Origin of the sequence: Streptomyces sp. NBC_01622, from assembly GCF_045209635.1 — a bacterium.
Taxonomy (GTDB): Bacteria; Actinomycetota; Actinomycetes; order Streptomycetales; family Streptomycetaceae; genus Streptomyces.
The window spans coordinates 8,333,637-8,350,830 of record NZ_CP109293.1 but is presented as its reverse complement, the minus strand read 5'-3'; the positions used below and the strand labels follow the sequence as shown (position 1 = coordinate 8,350,830).

Annotated in this window: 22 protein-coding genes; 1 reads left to right on the top strand and 21 read right to left on the bottom strand. The window is 70.8% G+C overall.

Translation table 11 applies throughout. The annotated features are described in order from the left end of the window. Positions 1 to 18: 18 nt before the first annotated feature. From lgt to hisI, 11 genes are all read right to left on the bottom strand, one after another. Complete coding sequence (lgt, locus tag OH768_RS38665; RefSeq protein WP_406460814.1) at positions 19 to 990, bottom strand: prolipoprotein diacylglyceryl transferase; 972 nt, start codon at positions 988 to 990, stop codon at positions 19 to 21. A 103-nt stretch (positions 991 to 1,093) separates the two neighbouring features. Next, positions 1,094 to 1,873, bottom strand: a complete 780-nt coding sequence (locus OH768_RS38660; RefSeq protein ID WP_406460812.1) for a DsbA family protein — start codon at positions 1,871 to 1,873, stop codon at positions 1,094 to 1,096. Between the two features lie 78 nt (positions 1,874 to 1,951). Next, the gene (trpA, locus tag OH768_RS38655) at positions 1,952 to 2,767 is read right to left on the bottom strand and encodes a tryptophan synthase subunit alpha (protein WP_406460810.1); all 816 of its coding nucleotides are present in this window, start codon (positions 2,765 to 2,767) and stop codon (positions 1,952 to 1,954) included. Further along, the gene (gene trpB, locus OH768_RS38650; RefSeq protein WP_406460809.1) at positions 2,764 to 4,053 is read right to left on the bottom strand and encodes a tryptophan synthase subunit beta; all 1,290 of its coding nucleotides are present in this window, start codon (positions 4,051 to 4,053) and stop codon (positions 2,764 to 2,766) included. The genes trpA and trpB overlap by 4 nt, the downstream gene beginning before the upstream one ends. Positions 4,054 to 4,112: 59 nt before the next feature. Beyond that, positions 4,113 to 4,325 carry a tryptophan biosynthesis modulator TrpM gene (gene trpM, locus OH768_RS38645; RefSeq protein ID WP_406460807.1) on the bottom strand — a complete coding sequence of 71 codons (213 nt, stop codon included), beginning with the start codon at positions 4,323 to 4,325 and terminating at the stop codon, positions 4,113 to 4,115. A gap of 21 nt (positions 4,326 to 4,346) precedes the next feature. Continuing rightward, complete coding sequence (gene trpC, locus OH768_RS38640) at positions 4,347 to 5,156, bottom strand: indole-3-glycerol phosphate synthase TrpC (protein WP_406460805.1); 810 nt, start codon at positions 5,154 to 5,156, stop codon at positions 4,347 to 4,349. Between the two features lie 126 nt (positions 5,157 to 5,282). Then, positions 5,283 to 5,738: a DUF2752 domain-containing protein gene (locus OH768_RS38635; RefSeq protein ID WP_406460804.1), complete on the bottom strand. Its 456-nt coding sequence runs from the start codon at positions 5,736 to 5,738 to the stop codon at positions 5,283 to 5,285. Positions 5,739 to 5,837: 99 nt separating this feature from the next. After that, positions 5,838 to 6,086, bottom strand: coding sequence for an HGxxPAAW family protein (locus tag OH768_RS38630; protein WP_406460802.1), 249 nt, complete (start codon positions 6,084 to 6,086; stop codon positions 5,838 to 5,840). 110 nt (positions 6,087 to 6,196) lie between these two features. Further along, the gene (locus tag OH768_RS38625) at positions 6,197 to 6,838 is read right to left on the bottom strand and encodes a TIGR02234 family membrane protein (RefSeq protein WP_406460800.1); all 642 of its coding nucleotides are present in this window, start codon (positions 6,836 to 6,838) and stop codon (positions 6,197 to 6,199) included. Positions 6,839 to 6,890: 52 nt separating this feature from the next. Continuing rightward, positions 6,891 to 8,378, bottom strand: a complete 1,488-nt coding sequence (locus OH768_RS38620; protein ID WP_406460798.1) for an anthranilate synthase component I — start codon at positions 8,376 to 8,378, stop codon at positions 6,891 to 6,893. 11 nt (positions 8,379 to 8,389) lie between these two features. Further along, positions 8,390 to 8,785, bottom strand: coding sequence for a phosphoribosyl-AMP cyclohydrolase (hisI, locus tag OH768_RS38615; protein WP_406460796.1), 396 nt, complete (start codon positions 8,783 to 8,785; stop codon positions 8,390 to 8,392). 81 nt (positions 8,786 to 8,866) lie between these two features. On the opposite strand from hisI, the gene OH768_RS38610 reads away from it, so the two are divergent. Next, positions 8,867 to 9,502, top strand: coding sequence for a TIGR03085 family metal-binding protein (locus tag OH768_RS38610; RefSeq protein ID WP_359605041.1), 636 nt, complete (start codon positions 8,867 to 8,869; stop codon positions 9,500 to 9,502). A 4-nt stretch (positions 9,503 to 9,506) separates the two neighbouring features. Here the strand turns inward: OH768_RS38610 and OH768_RS38605 are convergent, their stop codons facing one another. The 10 genes from OH768_RS38605 to hisD form a co-directional block, all read right to left on the bottom strand. Beyond that, positions 9,507 to 10,742: an MFS transporter gene (locus tag OH768_RS38605; RefSeq protein ID WP_406460794.1), complete on the bottom strand. Its 1,236-nt coding sequence runs from the start codon at positions 10,740 to 10,742 to the stop codon at positions 9,507 to 9,509. Between the two features lie 28 nt (positions 10,743 to 10,770). Continuing rightward, complete coding sequence (locus OH768_RS38600; RefSeq protein ID WP_406460792.1) at positions 10,771 to 11,361, bottom strand: ArsR/SmtB family transcription factor; 591 nt, start codon at positions 11,359 to 11,361, stop codon at positions 10,771 to 10,773. 136 nt (positions 11,362 to 11,497) lie between these two features. After that, entirely contained in the window at positions 11,498 to 12,253 is a 756-nt protein-coding gene (gene hisF / locus OH768_RS38595) for an imidazole glycerol phosphate synthase subunit HisF (protein ID WP_406460790.1), read from the bottom strand. After that, positions 12,250 to 12,648 carry a RidA family protein gene (locus OH768_RS38590; protein WP_200714878.1) on the bottom strand — a complete coding sequence of 133 codons (399 nt, stop codon included), beginning with the start codon at positions 12,646 to 12,648 and terminating at the stop codon, positions 12,250 to 12,252. The genes hisF and OH768_RS38590 overlap by 4 nt, the downstream gene beginning before the upstream one ends. Next, positions 12,645 to 13,370, bottom strand: a complete 726-nt coding sequence (priA, locus tag OH768_RS38585) for a bifunctional 1-(5-phosphoribosyl)-5-((5-phosphoribosylamino)methylideneamino)imidazole-4-carboxamide isomerase/phosphoribosylanthranilate isomerase PriA (RefSeq protein WP_019067718.1) — start codon at positions 13,368 to 13,370, stop codon at positions 12,645 to 12,647. The genes OH768_RS38590 and priA overlap by 4 nt, the downstream gene beginning before the upstream one ends. A gap of 3 nt (positions 13,371 to 13,373) precedes the next feature. After that, the gene (gene hisH, locus OH768_RS38580) at positions 13,374 to 14,021 is read right to left on the bottom strand and encodes an imidazole glycerol phosphate synthase subunit HisH (RefSeq protein ID WP_406460787.1); all 648 of its coding nucleotides are present in this window, start codon (positions 14,019 to 14,021) and stop codon (positions 13,374 to 13,376) included. Continuing rightward, positions 14,012 to 14,176 carry a hypothetical protein gene (locus OH768_RS38575; RefSeq protein ID WP_200811998.1) on the bottom strand — a complete coding sequence of 55 codons (165 nt, stop codon included), beginning with the start codon at positions 14,174 to 14,176 and terminating at the stop codon, positions 14,012 to 14,014. The genes hisH and OH768_RS38575 overlap by 10 nt, the downstream gene beginning before the upstream one ends. Next, on the bottom strand, positions 14,173 to 14,766 hold the full coding sequence (gene hisB / locus OH768_RS38570; protein WP_390921688.1) for an imidazoleglycerol-phosphate dehydratase HisB: 594 nt from the start codon (positions 14,764 to 14,766) through the stop codon (positions 14,173 to 14,175). The genes OH768_RS38575 and hisB overlap by 4 nt, the downstream gene beginning before the upstream one ends. Continuing rightward, complete coding sequence (locus OH768_RS38565) at positions 14,763 to 15,890, bottom strand: histidinol-phosphate transaminase (protein ID WP_406460784.1); 1,128 nt, start codon at positions 15,888 to 15,890, stop codon at positions 14,763 to 14,765. The genes hisB and OH768_RS38565 overlap by 4 nt, the downstream gene beginning before the upstream one ends. Continuing rightward, complete coding sequence (gene hisD / locus OH768_RS38560) at positions 15,866 to 17,191, bottom strand: histidinol dehydrogenase (protein ID WP_406460782.1); 1,326 nt, start codon at positions 17,189 to 17,191, stop codon at positions 15,866 to 15,868. The genes OH768_RS38565 and hisD overlap by 25 nt, the downstream gene beginning before the upstream one ends. Between the last annotated feature and the right edge of the window lie 3 nt (positions 17,192 to 17,194).

Sequence of the window (17,194 nt, the reverse complement as noted above, 5' to 3'; positions counted from 1 at the left end):
TCGTCGTAGAACCAGCTGTCAGCCCTTCTTCGCCGACTCGGGCTCGTCTTCCTTCACGTCCTCGGCCTCGGTCTCGGCCCCGGTTTCCGTCGTCTCCGAAGCATCGGCATCGGCCTCGGCCTTCGGGTCCTCCTCCGGCGTCGGCTCGCTGTCGCCGTCGGTTCCGCCGTCGGAGACCTCCGGCTCGACGACCTCCTCGCGGCCCGGGCGCTTCTTCGCCGAGATGACGAAGTAGATCACCGCGAGCAGGAAGACGATCATCGCGGTCCAGTCGTTCAACCGCAGGCCCAGGAAGTGGTGGGCGTCGTCGACGCGCATGTACTCGATCCAGCCGCGGCCCACGCAGTACGAGGCGACGTAGAGCGCGAACGCCCGGCCGTGGCCCAGCTTGAAGCGGCGGTCGGCCCAGATGACCAGGAAGCCGACGCCGACGCACCACAGGGACTCGTACAGGAAGGTCGGGTGGTAGTAGCCCGGGACGCGGCCGTCCGTCGAGGACGTGATGTGCAGTGCCCAGGGGAGGTGCGTCTCGCGGCCGTAGAGCTCCTGGTTGAACCAGTTGCCCCAGCGGCCGATGGCCTGGGCGAAGGCGATGCCGGGGGCGAGGGCGTCGGCCCAGGCGGGCAGCGGGATGCCACGGCGGCGGCAGCCGATCCACGCGCCCACCGCACCGAGCGCGATCGCGCCCCAGATGCCGAGGCCGCCCTGCCACACCTTGAAGGCGTCCACCCAGTCGCGGCCCTCGCTGAAGTACAGCTCGTAGTCCGTGATCACGTGGTACAGGCGACCGCCGACGAGGCCGAACGGCACGGCCCAGACAGCGATGTCGGCCACCGTCCCGACCTTGCCGCCGCGGGCGACCCAGCGTTTGTTGCCGAGCCAGACGGCGACGAAGACGCCGATGATGATGCAGAACGCGTAACCGCGCAGCGGAATGGGGCCGAGGTGGTAGACCCCGCGCGACGGGCTGGGAATGTAGGCAAGTTCCATGGCAGGGTCGACGCTACCGTGCCGGACCGTGGCGGCGGCAAGCGGCCCGGCTACGGCTCCATAACGGGCCGGTATGAAAACCGGCCCGCCCGCTTACTCCTCGTCACCCCTTGTTCGCCGCCTGGACCAGCTGCTTCAGCTTCGCCGGGGTCATCGTCTGGTCCGCGTAGATGTTCTTGCCGTCGAAGAGGACGGTCGGGGTGCCGGTGAATCCGCCGGCCTGGAACGCGGCGGCGGACTTGGTGACCCAGCTGTCGTGCGTACCGCTGTTGACGCACTTCTGGAAGGCGGGCGTGTCGAGGCCCTTCACCTTGCCCGCCAGCTCGATCAGCTTGGCGTTGTCGGCGAAGGCGTCGTCCGTCTCCTTGGGCTGGTTCTCGTACAGCACGTCGTGGAAGTCGCGGAACTTCCCGGCGTCCTGGGCGCAGGCCGCCGCGTTGGCCGCGCGCTTGGAGCCGCTGCCGCCGAGGTTGCCGTCGATGATCGTGACCAGGTGGTACTGCACCTTGAGCTGCCCGGAGTCGGTCAGTTCGTGGAGCGTCGAGCGGTACGCCGTCTCGAAGGCCTGGCAGGCCGGGCAGCGGAAGTCCTCCCACACCGTGAGCGTCGGCTTGGCGCTGTCCTTGCCGACCTGGATCGCCAGGCTGTCCTTGCCGGTCGCCCCGGAGGGCGCCACGACCAGGCCCGTGCTCTTGCTGCCGCTGTCGTCCTTGCCGTGGTTCGCGGCGAGGACGCCGATCACCGACGCCAACCCCAGCACGCAGACGACGCTCGCGGCCACGATCAGCGTGCGCCGCCGCCTCTCCGCGGACTTCTGCTTCTCACGCTCTGCCGCCAGCCGCTCGCGGGCGGTGCGCTTTCCGTCACGGTTCTTCTCGCTCACACCCCGCAGAACGAACCGGGGAGGCGCAGCGCGCCTCCCCGGTCCCAGGTCCACCCATATGAGGGACCCATCGTTCTGTTACGCCTGTCCGCGCACGCCCTTCGCGAGTTCACCGGCGAGGGTGCGGACCGCCTCGACGCCGGCCGCGTCGTCCGGCGCGTCCAGCATCCGCTTGACGAAGGCCGAGCCGACGATCACGCCGTCCGCGAAGCGGGCCACCTCGGCGGCCTGCCGGGCGTCGGAGACACCGAGTCCGACGCACACGGGCGTGTCGGTGGTGGCCCGGGTGCGCTCGACGAGGTCCTGCGCCTGCGCGCCCACGGACTCACGGGTGCCGGTGACGCCCATGAGCGAGGCGGCGTAGACGAAGCCGGTGCCGACCTTGGTGATCTCGGCGAGGCGCGCGTCCTTGCTGCTGGGCGCGACTACGAAGACCGTGGCGAGCCCGTGCTTCTCCGCGTGCTCCCTCCACAGCCCGGCCTCCTGCACGGGCAGGTCGGGCAGGATGCAGCCGGCGCCGCCCGCCTCGGCCAGTTCGGCAGTGAAGCGCTCGACGCCGTAGCGGTCGATCGGGTTCCAGTACGTCATGACGAGCACCGGCTTGCCGGTCGCCGTGTGGGTCTCGCGGACCGTGCGCATGACGTCCGCGATCTTGACTCCGCCGCGCAGGGCGATGTCGTCGGCGGTCTGGATGACGGGGCCGTCGAGGACCGGGTCGCTGTGCGGCAGGCCCACCTCGACGACGTCCGCGCCGCCGTCGAACGCGGCCTTGACCGCCTCGATGCCGCCGTCCACGGTCGGGAACCCGGCCGGGAGGTAGGCGATGAGCGCGGCGCGTCCCTCGGCCTTGGCGGCGGCGAGGGTGTCGGACAGCAGCTGAATGTTCCCGCTCACTTGGCGTCCCCCTCGATCTCGGCGGTGTCGGCCGCGTTGGCGGCGACGGTGGCGTCGGTCCCGTTGTCGTACAGGCCGAAGTAGCGTGCGGCCGTGTCCATGTCCTTGTCGCCGCGCCCGGACAGGTTGACGACGATCAGGCCGTCCTTGCCCAGCTCCCTGCCGACCTCCAGCGCACCGGCGAGCGCGTGGGCGCTCTCGATGGCCGGGATGATGCCCTCGGTGCGCGACAGCAGGCGCAGGGCCTGCATGGCCGCGTCGTCGGTGATCGCGCGGTACTCGCCCCGGCCGCTGTCCTTGAGGTAGGAGTGCTCGGGGCCGATGCCCGGGTAGTCCAGTCCGGCCGAGATCGAGTACGGCTCGGTGATCTGGCCCTCCTCGTCCTGGAGGACGTAGGACCGCGAACCGTGCAGGATGCCGGGCTCGCCCGCGGTGAGGGTCGCCGCGTGCTCGCCGGTCTCGACGCCGTGGCCGGCCGGTTCGCAGCCGATGAGGCGTACGCCGGCGTCCGGGATGAAGGCGTGGAAGAGGCCGATGGCGTTCGAGCCGCCGCCGACGCAGGCGATGGCCGCGTCGGGCAGGCGGCCGGCGCGCTCCAGGATCTGGCGGCGGGCCTCGACGCCGATCACGCGGTGGAAGTCGCGGACCATGGCCGGGAAGGGGTGCGGGCCCGCGACCGTACCGAAGAGGTAGTGGGTGCGGTCGACGTTGGCGACCCAGTCGCGGAACGCCTCGTTGATGGCGTCCTTCAGGGTGCGGCTGCCGGACTTCACGGCGATGACCTCGGCGCCGAGCATGCGCATGCGGGCCACGTTCAGGGCCTGGCGCTGGGTGTCGATCTCGCCCATGTAGACGGTGCATTCGAGGCCGAAGAGCGCGCAGGCGGTGGCCGTCGCCACGCCGTGCTGGCCGGCGCCGGTCTCCGCGATGACCCTGGTCTTGCCCATGCGCTTGGTGAGCAGGGCCTGGCCGAGGACGTTGTTGATCTTGTGGGAGCCGGTGTGGTTCAGGTCCTCGCGCTTGAGGAAGATCCGGGCGCCGCCCGCGTGTTCCGCGAAGCGGGGGACCTCTGTGAACGCGCTTGGCCTGCCGGTGTAGTTGACGAGGAGGTCGTCCAACTCGCGGGCGAACTCGGGGTCGTGCTTGGCCTTGTCGTACTCGACGGCCACCTCGTCCACGGCGGCCACGAGGGCCTCCGGGATGAACTTGCCGCCGAAGGCGCCGAAGTAGCCTTCGGGGCTGGGGATTTGACCGTCGGGGTCGGGGATGAAGAACTCGCTGGGCATGCGGAAACCTCACGGTGAGTGTTTGGAAAGACACTAAGCGCCGTGGGGGCGGGGGTTGTTCAGATGACTGCGGGACCGTCGTGGCTGGTCGCGCAGTTCCCCGCGCCCCTAAAGACCCGCCATCGACGCCCATTCACTTGCCCAGGTTCGTCACCGATGACGTAACGCACCCGACGACCGTGGACTCGCCTCGCAGGCGCACGGCAGCCCCGCGGGCGGCAGCCGCGCGCGAGGCGGGCGTGCCGGTCCATGGGGGTCAGGGTGAGTGTCATCGGGATCAGCCTAGCGGGTGATCAGCTGCGGCCGTGTCGCAGTGCCGGGTGTTCGCCTGCTGCCACCAGGTCCGAGACCGCCGACTTGGGGTCGCGGCCGGTGACCAGGGACTCGCCCACCAGGACCGCGTCGGCGCCTGCGTTGGCGTAGGCGATGAGGTCGTGGGGGCCGCGGACTCCGGACTCGGCGATCTTGACGATGTGGGCCGGGATCTCGGGGGCGACGCGCTCGAAGGTGGCGCGGTCGACCTCAAGGGTCTTGAGGTTGCGGGCGTTGACGCCGATGATCTTCGCGCCGGCGTCGACCGCGCGGTCGACCTCGTCCTCGTCGTGGACCTCGACGATCGGCGTGAGGCCGATCGACTCGGCGCGCTCGATGAGGGACTCCAGGGCGGGCTGGTCCAGGGCCGCGACGATCAGCAGGACGAGGTCGGCGCCGTAGGCCCGGGCCTCCCAGAGCTGGTAGGACGTGACGATGAAGTCCTTGCGGAGGACCGGGATGTCCACCCGCGCGCGGACAGCCTCCAGGTCGGCCAGGGAGCCGCCGAAGCGGCGCTGTTCGGTGAGGACGGAGATGACGGCGGCGCCGCCCGCCTCGTAGTCCGCGGCGAGGCCCGCCGGGTCGGCGATCGCCGCGAGTGCGCCCTTGGATGGGCTGGAGCGCTTGACCTCACAGATGACCTTGACGCCCTCGCCGCGCAGGGCCGCGATGCCGTCCTTGGCCGCGGGTGCCTTCGCCGCGCGCTCCTTGAGCTCGTCGAGGCTGACGCGCGCCTGCCGTTCCGCCAGGTCGGCACGGACTCCGTCGATGATCTCGTCGAGCACACTCACGCGAGCGGCCCCCTTCCGAACGGTGGAAAAGCAATGGTCATATCTGACCTCGATGGTATCCGGAGGAAGGCGTAGCCCTCACATCCGGTTGACGCCGGTCCCACTACCTGGACATCCGCCGGTTGATCAAGGATGTAGCCAGCCACCGAACGGCAGGTTCCGGACAACCGTGAAGACCAGCACCAAGGCGCCCAGAGTCCAGAGCTGGACCCTGCCGAGCTCGATCCGCACCGGTCGGCCGCGTGCCTCGCGGACCACCCAGACGGTCCATACGACCGTGAAGGCCAGATAGCCCACCACGGCGATCGCGTTGTCCTGGAGAGCGGCGAGGAAGTCGCCGTGGATGAACTCGTGCGCGCTGCGCAGGCCGCCGCAGCCGGGGCAGTACAGGCCGGTGAGGCGGTACAGGGGGCAGACGGGGTAGTGGCCGGGCTGGTTTGGGTCGACCGTGCCGACGTACGCGAAAGCTCCCGCAACGGCCGCCAGGACGCCTGCGGGCACGGCTACGCGGTTCAGCACGGAGGCGGAACCGGGGGTGCGGGTCTTCGGCATGCTCCGGCTGTCGGCGTTCACGTCTCGCATTGTGCCCCCTGGCCCCTTCGTGCGGCACGCGCGCGTGCGGGGCGGTCCCCGGTGTGGCCGGAACCGCCCCTCCACGAAGTGGTGGCTGACAGCCGCAGGTCAGCTGTCGGCGTGCGCGGTCTTGCCGAGCAGCTCGGTCAGGTCCTGGGGACGGTCCTTGGGCATGCCCATACCCATCGCGCTCATGACCCAGCCGACGATTCCGCCGATGACCGTGATCGCCATACCGGCCCAGAAGCCGATCGGCTGCCCCATGACCATGAAGGCGCCCGCGACCAGGAAACCGATGAAGATGATGGTGGTACCGGTCCAGGCGGCCAAAGTGTGACCGTGGCTGTTGCCCGCCATGACGTGCTCCTCGTTGCTGTGTACGTGTGTGAGCAGACGCTCGCGGCTCATTGTTCCGCACGCGTGCGTGTCCGGTGCTACGGGGTGGGTGCAGGCGCGCGTCGACCCCGCTAAGCGCCTGTCGGGTCCTCGCCGCGGTCCAACGCCTTCCAGATGTCCTCGGGACGGTCGGGGTCCACCACGGGAGTCCGCCGGGGGCGAGGCGTGCCGTTGCGTTCGTAGCGGCCGGACATGGCGGGCCAGCGGCGGCCGTAGAGCAGGGCGAGCAGGCCGGCCAGCAGGATCAGGCCGCCGCCGACCGCGGCGACGTAGGGCCAGGCGGTGTGGTCGAAGGCGTGCACGGCGGACGAGGTGCCGCCGGAGGCCTGGGTGGCCTTGTCGTCGAGTGCCGAGCTGTCGGTGGCGCCGAGCAGGGCGGCGGCGACGATGCCCGCGCCGGAGAGCGCGAGGAGGGCGGAGACCGCGAAGCGGCCCGTCCTGCGGACGGCGAAGACGGCGACGAGCGCGGCGAGGCCCACTATGGCGAGCGCCGCGGGCACACCCGTGACGTCGCTGCCCTTGGCGGACAGCGGGAACGGGCCGCCTGCCACCGTCGCGATCCCCTCCGACCAGCGCTGACGGGTGGCCAGCAGCGCCACGGCCGCGCCGAGCGCACCGCTCATCAGCGCTACGGCGAGGCTGCGGCGGCCGGCGCGTGCGAGGCCTTCGCCTTCGGAACGGGGGTGAGGAACAGCTGCAGTCACGTAGTCCACTATCGCTCGAACCCCGGGCGAACCGTCACCCGGGGTTCATATGACCCTCGTCCTATTGCCCGAGCCGGTTCGCCGTGTGCACCGCGCGGAGGACCGCCGCCGCCTTGTTGCGGCACTCCTGGTCCTCCAGTTCCGGGTCCGAGTCGGCGACGATGCCGGCGCCCGCCTGGACGTAGGCCGTGCCGTCGCGGAGGAGGGCCGTACGGATGGCGATGGCGGTGTCGGAGTCGCCCGCGAAGTCGAGGTAGCCGACGCAGCCGCCGTACAACCCCCTTCTGGAGGGCTCCAGTTCGTCGATGATCTGCATCGCGCGGGGCTTGGGCGCGCCGGAGAGGGTGCCGGCGGGGAAGCAGGCGGTGAGGACGTCGAAGGCGGTGCGGCCGGGTGCGACGCGGCCGGTCACCGTCGAGACGATGTGCATCACGTGGGAGTAGCGCTCCACCGACATGAAGTCGACGACCTCGACCGAGCCGGGCTCGCAGACGCGTCCCAAATCGTTACGGCCGAGGTCGACCAGCATGAGGTGCTCGGCGCGCTCCTTGGGGTCGGCGAGGAGTTCGTCGGCGAGGGCCTGGTCCTCCTGCGGGGTCGCGCCGCGGTGCCGGGTGCCGGCGATGGGGTGGACCATCGCGCGGCCGTCCTCGACCTTGACGAGGGCCTCGGGGGACGAGCCGACGACATCGAAGCCGTCGAAGCGGAACAGGTACATGTACGGGGAGGGGTTGGTCGCGCGCAGCACCCGGTACACGTCCAACGCGCTTGCCGTGCACGGGGTTTCGAAGCGCTGGGAGGGGACGACCTGGAAGGCCTCGCCCGCGCGGATGCGCTCCTTGATGTCCTCGACGGCCTCTTTGAAGTCGGGGCCGCCCCACAGCGCGGTGTACTCGGGGAGCTCGGAGGGCGGGAGCTGGGCGGGCGGCTGGGCGACCGCGCGGGAGAGGTCGGCCTCCATGGCGTCCAGGCGGGCCACCGCGTCCGCGTAGGCCTCGTCGACGCCCGTGTCGAGGTCGTTGTGGTTGATCGCGTTGGCGATCAGCAGGACCGAGCCCTCCCAGTGGTCCATCACGGCGAGGTCGCTGGTGAGGAGCATGGTCAGCTCGGGGAGCCTGAGGTCGTCCCGCTCGCCGGGGCCGATCTTCTCCAGGCGGCGGACGATGTCGTAGCCGAGGTAGCCGACCATGCCGCCGGTGAAGGGCGGCAGGTCCTCCTGGTGCGGGGTGTGCAGGGTGTCGATGGTGGCGCGCAGGGCGGCGAGGGGGTCGCCGTCGACCGGGACGCCGACGGGCGGGGTGCCCAGCCAGTGGGCCCGGCCGTCGCGCGCGGTGAGGGTGGCGGCGGAGCGGACGCCCACGAAGGAGTACCGAGACCATTGAAAAGCTGTGCGGCCGTTCTCCGCGGACTCCAGGAGGAAGGTGCCGGGGCGCTCCGCGGCGAGCTTGCGGTAGAGCGCGACCGGGGTGTCCCCGTCGGCGAGGAGCTTGCGGGTGACCGGGATGACGCGACGGTCGGTGGCCAGCTTGCGGAACGTGTCAAGGTCCATGGCGGCTGACCCTACTGATCCGAGGCGGCGGTGCTGGAATCAGCGCCGTCCTTGACCAACACGTCCGCGTCGAAGCAGGTGCGGGCGCCGGTGTGGCAGGCGGCGCCGATCTGGTCGACCTTCACCAGGACCGTGTCGGCGTCGCAGTCCAGGGCGACGGACTGTACGTGCTGGAAGTGGCCGGAGGTGTCGCCCTTGACCCAGTACTCCTGGCGGCTGCGGGACCAGTAGGTGCAGCGGCCGGTCGTCAGGGTGCGGTGCAGCGCCTCGTCATCCATCCAGCCGAGCATGAGCACCTCACCGGTGTCGTACTGCTGGGCGATGGCGGGGACGAGCCCGTCGGCGCTCCGCTTGAGGCGGGCGGCGATCTCGGGGTCGAGGCTGCTGGACTGGGGCGCGCTGGTCATGGGGCCATTGTGCCGCGCTGCACCGACAGCCCCGGCGGACGTCCACTGTGCGGACCGGACGGGCGGTCGTAGGCTGACGGTATGTCGACCTTCGCCAAGCGTGAACGACTTCTTCTCGCCGACCTCCTGGAGACGACGGGCCCGGACGCCCCGACCCTCTGTGAGGGCTGGCAGACCCGTGACCTGGCCGCGCACGTGGTGGTGCGGGAGCGCCGTGCCGACGCGGCCGGCGGCATCATGATCAAGCAGCTCGCGCCACGCCTGGACCGGGTGATGGCGGAGTTCGCGGCGAAGCCGTACGAAGAGCTGATCCAGCTCATCCGTACCGGCCCGCCGCGCTTCTCGCCGTTCCAGCTCAAGCAGCTCGACGAGGCGTCCAACACGGTCGAGTTCTACGTCCACACCGAGGACGTACGGCGGGCCCAGGAGGATTGGACTCCGCGCGAGCTGGACCCGGTGTTCCAGGACGCCCTGTGGTCCCGTCTGGAGCGCATGGCCCGGCTGGTGGGCCGGAGCGCGCCGACCGGGTTGGTGCTGCGCCGCCCGGACGGACAGACGGCGGTCGCCCACAAGGGAGCACCGGTCGTGACGGTGACCGGCGAACCCTCGGAGCTACTGCTGTTCGCACACGGGCGGCAGACCGTGGCCAAGGTGGAGCTGGACGGCGACGAGAACGCGATCGCCAAGCTCCATGAGGCCAAGCAGCTGGGGATCTGAGAGGTCAGCCGGGCAGTTCGGCCCGGCGCAGATCCCGTACGCCCAGGGCGATGACCCCGCCGAGCCCGCAGACCACCGCGCTCACCACGAACACCGGGCCGGTGCCCCACGCGCCGATCGCCGCCGCCGACAGCGGCATCGTGAGCGGGGCGAGGCCGAGGCTGGCCAGGCTGGAGACGGCGGTGACGCGGCCGAGGCAGGCGGGGTCGGAGTGGGTCTGGAGCAGGGCTATGCACATCGCGCCGCTGAGACCGGCGAGCAGCCCGATGAGCAGGGCGATACCGACTGCCGCGAGGACGCTCGGGACAAGGGCGAGGGCTCCGATGGCGACCGAGCCCGCGAGGCACGCCCAGCCGGCGACCCGCCCGGCGTGCGGGAGCCGCCCCCGTACGGCGAGCAGCAGCGCGGCTGCCCCGGCGCCCGTTCCGAAGCCGGAGAGCACCCAGCCCATGCCGGACGCGCCCCAACCGCGCTCGTGGGCCAACAGCGTCAGGCCCACGTTGAGCGGGCCCACGAAGCCGAGGTCGCCAAGGGCGATGGCGAGCACCAAGGGGGCGAGGACGGGGTGACGGCGGATGTAGCGGAGGCCGACCACCAGGTCGCGCCAGGCGGTGGTCGTGCTGTCGGGCGGCAGCTCTCGGACCCGTACAGAGATCAGCAACGGCACCGACACCGCGATCAGCAGCCCGGAGAACGCGAACGCCACAGCCACACCCCCGAACGCCACACCGAGACCCCCGAGCGGGGCGCCGACGATCACGGCGAACCGGTACGCGAGTCCCCGCATCCCCTGCACCCTCGCGAGCTGCGCCTTGCCGGTGATGCGGGCGGGCAGCGCGCCGACGGCGGGTACGAAGACGGCGTCGACGGTGCCGAAGACCAGGGCGAGCGCGGCCAGCGGCCACAGCCCCAGGCCGGTGAGGAACAGCAGCGCGGCCACGGCGAGTACGGCCGCGCAGCGCACGGCGTCGCTGCCGATGACGACCCGGCGCGGACCGAAGCGGTCGGCGATCACTCCGCCGCCCAGCATCAGCACCGCGCGCGGCAGCGCGCCGACCGACATCACCAGGCCGGCCTGCGCCGGGGATCCGGCCTGTACGGCGGCCCAGGACAGGGCGATGTAGTAGACGCCGTCGCCTGCCATCGACGCCGCGTAGGCACCGAGCCAGCGCAGCACGTTGGGGTCGCGGTGCGCCGGCCGGTCGTCCGGGCCGGCCTGGAGCACGGGCGTGGTGGTCACGGCGGACCGTCCTCTCGGGCGCGGGACCTCAGACGCGGAACGGGAAGCCGTACGTGTGCACCGCGACGTGATCGCGGCCCTCGGTGTCACCGGCGGCGACGGCGGCCCGGCTGTCCTCCTGGTACCGGCGCACGACGTCGCCCAACTCCTTGGACAGTTCGGCCAGTTCGGCCGGGGTGAGCCGCAGCAGCCACTCGGAGTCGTCGGAGGCCGATGTCCACTCGTCGCTCCAGTAGGCACGCTCGTCGAGGTAGCGCCGGTACATGTCGATCCGCTGGTCGAGGAACATACGGCTGGCCGCGGTGTGCGCGGCGGCCTTCTCCGGGGCGTCCCGGAAGTCCTCGCCACGGACGCTCAGGCCGTCCGAGGCGGGCTGCCACCACCGCTCCCGGCCGTCCCCGCTACGCGGCTCGGCCTCCTCGATCAGCCCGTGCTCGGCCAGCTTGCGCAGGTGGTAGCTGACCAGTGAGACGGCCTCGTCGACCCGGTCGGCGAGCTGGGAGGCGGTCGCCACCTGGGCGAGGATCAGCAGCCGGTACAACTGGGCCCGCAGCGGGTGCGCGATCGCCTTGAGCGTGCCCACATCCGTGATGCGACGGTCTGTCTTCTTGTCAGCCACACCCCCACGCTAGAAGCGAAAGAAGAGTTGCACAATATTTTTTGCGCAACTTTCCTTTTGTATCTGCCCATGAGGAGGACATGAGTAAGCCCCGACCGCCAGGCGATCGGGGCTTACAACGCCTCCGCAGGAGGGGTCACCGCACCGGATGTCCCGCTTCCCTCAGCGCCTGCTTGACCTCGCCGATCCGCAGATCCCCGAAGTGGAAGACGGAGGCCGCCAGCACCGCGTCCGCGCCCGCCGCCACCGCCGGCGGGAAGTCGGCCAGCTTGCCCGCGCCGCCGGAGGCGATGACCGGCACGGTCACGTGCTTGCGGACCGCCGCGATCATCTCCAGGTCGTAGCCGTCCTTCGTGCCGTCCGCGTCCATCGAGTTGAGCAGGATCTCCCCCGCACCCAACTCGGCGGCCCGGTGGGCCCATTCGACGGCGTCGATGCCGGTGCCCTGGCGTCCGCCGTGGGTGGTCACCTCGAAGGACCCGCTGTCAGTCCTCCGCGCGTCCACCGACAGCACCAGCACCTGCCGCCCGAACCGCTCCGCGATCTCCTTGATCAGCTCCGGCCGGTTGATCGCCGCCGTGTTGACGCCGACCTTGTCCGCGCCCGCCCGCAGCAGCTTGTCCACGTCCTCGGCCGTGCGGACGCCGCCGCCGACCGTGAGCGGGATGAACACCTGCTCGGCGGTGCGGCGGACCACGTCGTACGTCGTCTCGCGGTTGCCGGAGGACGCGGTGATGTCCAGGAAGGTCAGCTCGTCGGCGCCCTCGGCGTCGTAGACCTTGGCCATCTCGACGGGGTCGCCCGCGTCGCGCAGGTTCTGGAAGTTGACGCCCTTGACCACCCGGCCGTTGTCGACGTCCAGGCAGGGGATCACGCGTACGGCGAGGGTCATGAGGAACCCTCCCCTCGGTACGCCTCCACCTCGACCTCGACGACCAGGCTGGGGTCGACGAAGCCGGACACGATGATCATGGACGCGGCGGGCCGGATCGCGTCGAACAGCTCCTTGTGTGCGCGGCCCACGTCCTCCACATCCCGGGCGTGGGTGATGTACATACGGGTGCGCACCACATCGGCGGGGCCGAGACCCAGCTGCTCCAGCGCCGCGAACGCGACGTTGAACGCGTTGACCGTCTGCTCGTAGGGACCGCCCCCGGCGATCTCGCCGTCCACTATCGACGTGCACCCGGAGACCAGCACCAGGCCGTTCGGCAGCTCCACCGCGCGGGAGTAGCCGAAGGCGTCCTCCCAGGGCGCGCCGGTCGACACGCGTCGTAGCTCGGTCACCGGGCCACCGCCTCCAAGGCCTCTTCCAGAGTGAACGCCTTCGCGTACAGGGCCTTCCCGACGATGGAGCCCTCGACACCGAGGGGTACCAGCTCGGAGATGGCGCGGAGGTCGTCGAGCGACGACACGCCGCCGGAGGCCACGACCGGGCGGTCGGTCGCCGCGCAGACGTTGCGCAGCAGCTCCAGGTTGGGGCCCTGGAGGGTGCCGTCCTTGGCGATGTCGGTGACCACGTAACGGGCGCAGCCCTCGGAGTTGAGGCGGTCAAGCGTCTCGTAGAGGTCGCCGCCGTCGCGGGTCCAGCCCCGGCCGCGCAGGGTCGTGCCGCGTACGTCGAGACCGACCGCGATCTTGTCGCCGTGCTCGGCGATGACCTTGGCGACCCACTCCGGGGTCTCCAGGGCGGCGGTGCCGAGGTTCACCCGGGTGCAGCCGGTGGCGAGGGCCGCGGCGAGGGTGTCGTCGTCGCGGATGCCGCCGGACAGCTCGACCTTGATGTCCATGGCGCCGGTGACCTCGGCGATGAGCTTGCGGTTGTCGCCGGTGCCGAACGCCGCGTCCAGGTCGACGAGGTGCAGCCACTCGGCGCCGGAGCGCTGCCAGGCGAGGGCGGCCTCCAGCGGGGAGCCGTAGGAGGTCTCGGTCCCGGACTCGCCGTGGACGAGACGGACGGCCTGGCCGTCGCGGACGTCGACGGCGGGGAGGAGTTCGAGCTTGGCCATGGTCTACAGGGTTCCGATCCAGTTGGTGAGCAGCTGCGCTCCGGCGTCGCCGGACTTCTCGGGGTGGAACTGGGTGGCCCACAGGGCGCCGTTCTCCACGGCGGCCACGAAGGGCTTGCCGTGCGTCGACCAGGTCACCAGGGGGGCGCGCATGGCCGGGTTCACGACTTCGAGGGTCCAGTCGTGGACGGCGTAGGAGTGCACGAAGTAGAAGCGCGCGTCCGCGTCGAGGCCCGCGAAGAGCTGGGAGCCCGCCGGGGTGTCCACGGTGTTCCAGCCCATGTGGGGCACGATCTCGGCCTGCAGCGGCTCGACCGAACCGGGCCACTCGTCCAGGCCCTCGGTCTCCACGCCGTGCTCGATGCCGCGCGCGAACAGGATCTGCATGCCCACGCAGATGCCCATCACAGGGCGCCCACCGGCCAGTCGGCGGCCGACGATCCAGTCGCCGCGCGCGGCGCGCAGGCCCTCCATGCAGGCGGCGAAGGCGCCGACGCCGGGCACCAGCAGCCCGTCCGCATTCATCGCCTTGTCGTAGTCACGCGTTATCTCGACCTCGGCACCCGTGCGCGCGAGGGCACGCTCGGCGGAACGGACGTTCCCGAAGCCGTAGTCAAAGACGACTACTTTCTTCGCTGCGCTCAATTCCACACCTCCAGCCTCATGACCCCGGCGACCAGACACATCGCGGCGGCGATGGAGATCAGCACGATGAGCTGGCGCGGCATCTTCTGCTTGACAAAGGAGTAGACCCCGCCGAGCAGGAAGAGCCCGACGACGATGAGGAGGCTCGACAGGCTGGTCACAGCGCGCCCTTCGTGGAGGGGAGGATGCCGACCGCGCGCGGGTCGCGCTCGGAGGCGTACCTCAGGGCGCGGGCCAGCGCCTTGAACTGGCACTCCACGATGTGGTGCGCGTTGCGCCCGTACGGCACGTGCACGTGCAGCGCGATCTGGGCCTGGGCCACGAAGGACTCCAGGATGTGCCGGGTCATCGTGGTGTCGTACTCGCCGATCATCGGCGCCATGTTCTCGGGCTCGGTGTGCACGAGGTACGGGCGGCCGGACAGGTCGACGGTCACCTGGGCCAGGGACTCGTCCAGCGGGACCGTGCAGTTCCCGAACCGATAGATGCCCACCTTGTCGCCGAGCGCCTGCTTGAAGGCGGCGCCGAGGGCGAGGGCGGTGTCCTCGATGGTGTGGTGGGAGTCGATGTGCAGATCGCCCTCGGTCTTCACGGTGAGGTCGAACAGACCGTGCCGGCCGAGCTGGTCGAGCATGTGGTCGTAGAAGCCGACTCCTGTCGAGACGTCGACCTTGCCGTGGCCGTCGAGATCGATCTCGACGAGGACCGAGGTCTCCTTGGTCGTCCGCTCCACACGTCCTACGCGGTTCATGCGCTCTGCTCCTTCGTCAACTCACGGACCGCGTCGAGGAACGCGTCGTTCTCTTCGGGGGTTCCGGCGGAGACCCGCAGCCACCCCGGGATGCCGTTGTCCCGGACCAGGACACCCCGGTCGAGGATCGCCTGCCAGGCGGTGTGGGAGTCTTCGAACCGGCCGAACTGCACGAAGTTGGCGTCGGACTCGACGACTTCGCAGCCGAGGGCCCGCAACTCGCCCACCAGCCGGTCCCGTTCGGACTTCAGCTGCTCGACATACCCCAGCAGTGTGTCGGTGTGCTCCAGGGCGGCCAGCGCGGTCGCCTGGGTGACGGCCGACAAGTGGTAGGGCAGCCGTACGAGTTGGACGGCGTCGACGACCGCCGGGTGCGCGGCGAGATAGCCCAGGCGCAGCCCTGCCGCCCCGAACGCCTTCGACATCGTCCGCGAGACGACGAGATTCGGCCGACCTTCGAGCAGCGGCAGCAGCGAGTCACCGTGGCTGAACTCGATGTACGCCTCGTCGACGATCACCATGGACGGCTTGGCGGCCTGCGCCGCCTCGTACAGCGCGAGGACCGTCTCGGGCGGAACCGCGTTGCCCGTGGGGTTGTTGGGGGTCGTGATGAACACGACGTCGGGCTTGTTCTCGGCGATCCACCGCTCGGCGGCGGCGAGATCGATCGTGAAGTCCTCGTTGCGCGGCCCGGAGATCCAGCCCGTGCCCGTGCCGCGCGCGATGAGCGCGTGCATCGAGTACGACGGTTCGAAGCCGATGGCCGTACGACCGGGGCCGCCGAAGGTCTGCAGCAGTTGCTGGATGACCTCGTTGGAGCCGTTGGCCGCCCACACGTTCTCGACGCCGACCCGGTAATCGGCCGTCTTCGTCAGGTAGTTGGCGAGCTGCGTGCGCAACTCGACCGCGTCCCGGTCGGGGTAGCGGTTGAGGCTGCGGGCGGCCTCGCGGACCCGCTCGGCGATCCGCTCGACCAGTGCCTCGGGCAGCGGGTAGGGGTTCTCGTTGGTGTTCAGTCGTACGGGGACGTCCAACTGGGGCGCGCCATAAGGGGACTTGCCGCGCAGTTCGTCCCGTACGGGAAGATCGTCGATGCCGGTCACTTGCTCTCTGGAACCTTCCATCCGAACCGCGCCTTGACCGCCGCGCCGTGCGCGGGCAGGTCCTCCGCCTCCGCCAGCGTCACCACGTGATGCGCTACGTCGGCGAGGGCGTCGCGGGTGTAGTCGACGATGTGGATGCCGCGCAGGAAGGACTGCACGGAGAGCCCGGAGGAGTGGCAGGCGCAACCGCCGGTCGGCAGCACGTGGTTGGAGCCGGCCGCGTAGTCGCCGAGGGAGACGGGCGCCCAGGGTCCGACGAAGATCGCGCCCGCGTTCCGCACCCGGTCGGCGACGGCAGCGGCGTCCGCCGTCTGGATCTCCAGGTGCTCGGCGCCGTACGCGTTCACGACCCGCAGCCCCTCCTCGACACCGTCGACGAGGACGATCGCGGACTGCCTGCCCGCGAGCGCCGGGGCGATCCGGTCCTCGATGTGCTTGGTGGCCGCGACCTGCGGTTCGAGTTCCTTCTCGACCGCGTCCGCGAGCGTGACGGAGTCCGTGACCAGGACGGCGGCGGCGAGCGGGTCGTGCTCGGCCTGGCTGATCAGGTCGGCGGCGACGTGCACCGGGTCGGCGGTCTCGTCCGCGAGGACCGCGATCTCGGTGGGTCCGGCCTCGGTGTCGATGCCGATCCGGCCGGTGAAGTAGCGCTTGGCGGCGGCGACCCAGATGTTTCCGGGGCCGGTGACCATGTTGGCGGGGGCGCAGGACTCGGTGCCGTGGGCGAACATCGCGACGGCCTGGGCGCCGCCGACGGCGTAGACCTCGTCGACGCCGAGCAGTGCGCAGGCGGCGAGGATCGTCGGGTGCGGCAGACCGCCGAAGTCCGCCTGCGGCGGCGAGGCGAGCGCGACGGAGCCGACGCCGGCCTCCTGGGCGGGCACCACATTCATGATCACGGACGACGGATAGACAGACCGTCCGCCGGGCGCGTACAGCCCCACCCGGTCGACCGGCACCCACTTCTCGGTGACCGAGCCGCCGGGCACGACCTGGGTCGTGCGGGTCGTACGGCGCTGCTCGCGGTGGACGAGCCGGGCGCGCCGGATGGACTCCTCCAGGGCCGCGCGCACGGCCGGGTCGAGCTGCTCCAGCGCGTCACTGAGGGCCTCGACCGGGACCCGCACCGATTCCAGCCGCACACCGTCGAACTTCTCGGCGAAGTCGATCAGCGCCGCGTCGCCCCGATGATGCACGGCCTCGCAGATCGGCCGCACCTTCTCCAGGGCGGCCGAGACGTCGAAGTCGGCTCGGGGCAGCAGGTCGCGCAGGGCGGGTCCCTCGGGGAGGGCGTCGCCGCGCAGATCGATTCGGGAGATCACGAA

What these genes read in the sequence shown, in the direction of transcription:
- trpM (WP_406460807.1), bottom strand. Translation starts at nt 4,325, where the DNA reads ATGACACTCACCCTGACCCCCATGGACCGGCACGCCCGCCTCGCGCGC.
- trpB (WP_406460809.1), bottom strand. Translation starts at nt 4,053, where the DNA reads ATGCCCAGCGAGTTCTTCATCCCCGACCCCGACGGTCAAATCCCCAGC.
- priA (WP_019067718.1), bottom strand. Translation starts at nt 13,370, where the DNA reads ATGGCCAAGCTCGAACTCCTCCCCGCCGTCGACGTCCGCGACGGCCAG.
- hisI (WP_406460796.1), bottom strand. Translation starts at nt 8,785, where the DNA reads ATGACCAGCGCGCCCCAGTCCAGCAGCCTCGACCCCGAGATCGCCGCC.
- OH768_RS38565 (WP_406460784.1), bottom strand. Translation starts at nt 15,890, where the DNA reads ATGGAAGGTTCCAGAGAGCAAGTGACCGGCATCGACGATCTTCCCGTA.
- OH768_RS38610 (WP_359605041.1), top strand. Translation starts at nt 8,867, where the DNA reads ATGTCGACCTTCGCCAAGCGTGAACGACTTCTTCTCGCCGACCTCCTG.
- hisF (WP_406460790.1), bottom strand. Translation starts at nt 12,253, where the DNA reads ATGACCCTCGCCGTACGCGTGATCCCCTGCCTGGACGTCGACAACGGC.
- OH768_RS38620 (WP_406460798.1), bottom strand. Translation starts at nt 8,378, where the DNA reads ATGGACCTTGACACGTTCCGCAAGCTGGCCACCGACCGTCGCGTCATC.
- OH768_RS38635 (WP_406460804.1), bottom strand. Translation starts at nt 5,738, where the DNA reads ATGCGAGACGTGAACGCCGACAGCCGGAGCATGCCGAAGACCCGCACC.
- lgt (WP_406460814.1), bottom strand. Translation starts at nt 990, where the DNA reads ATGGAACTTGCCTACATTCCCAGCCCGTCGCGCGGGGTCTACCACCTC.
- OH768_RS38630 (WP_406460802.1), bottom strand. Translation starts at nt 6,086, where the DNA reads ATGGCGGGCAACAGCCACGGTCACACTTTGGCCGCCTGGACCGGTACC.
- hisB (WP_390921688.1), bottom strand. Translation starts at nt 14,766, where the DNA reads ATGAACCGCGTAGGACGTGTGGAGCGGACGACCAAGGAGACCTCGGTC.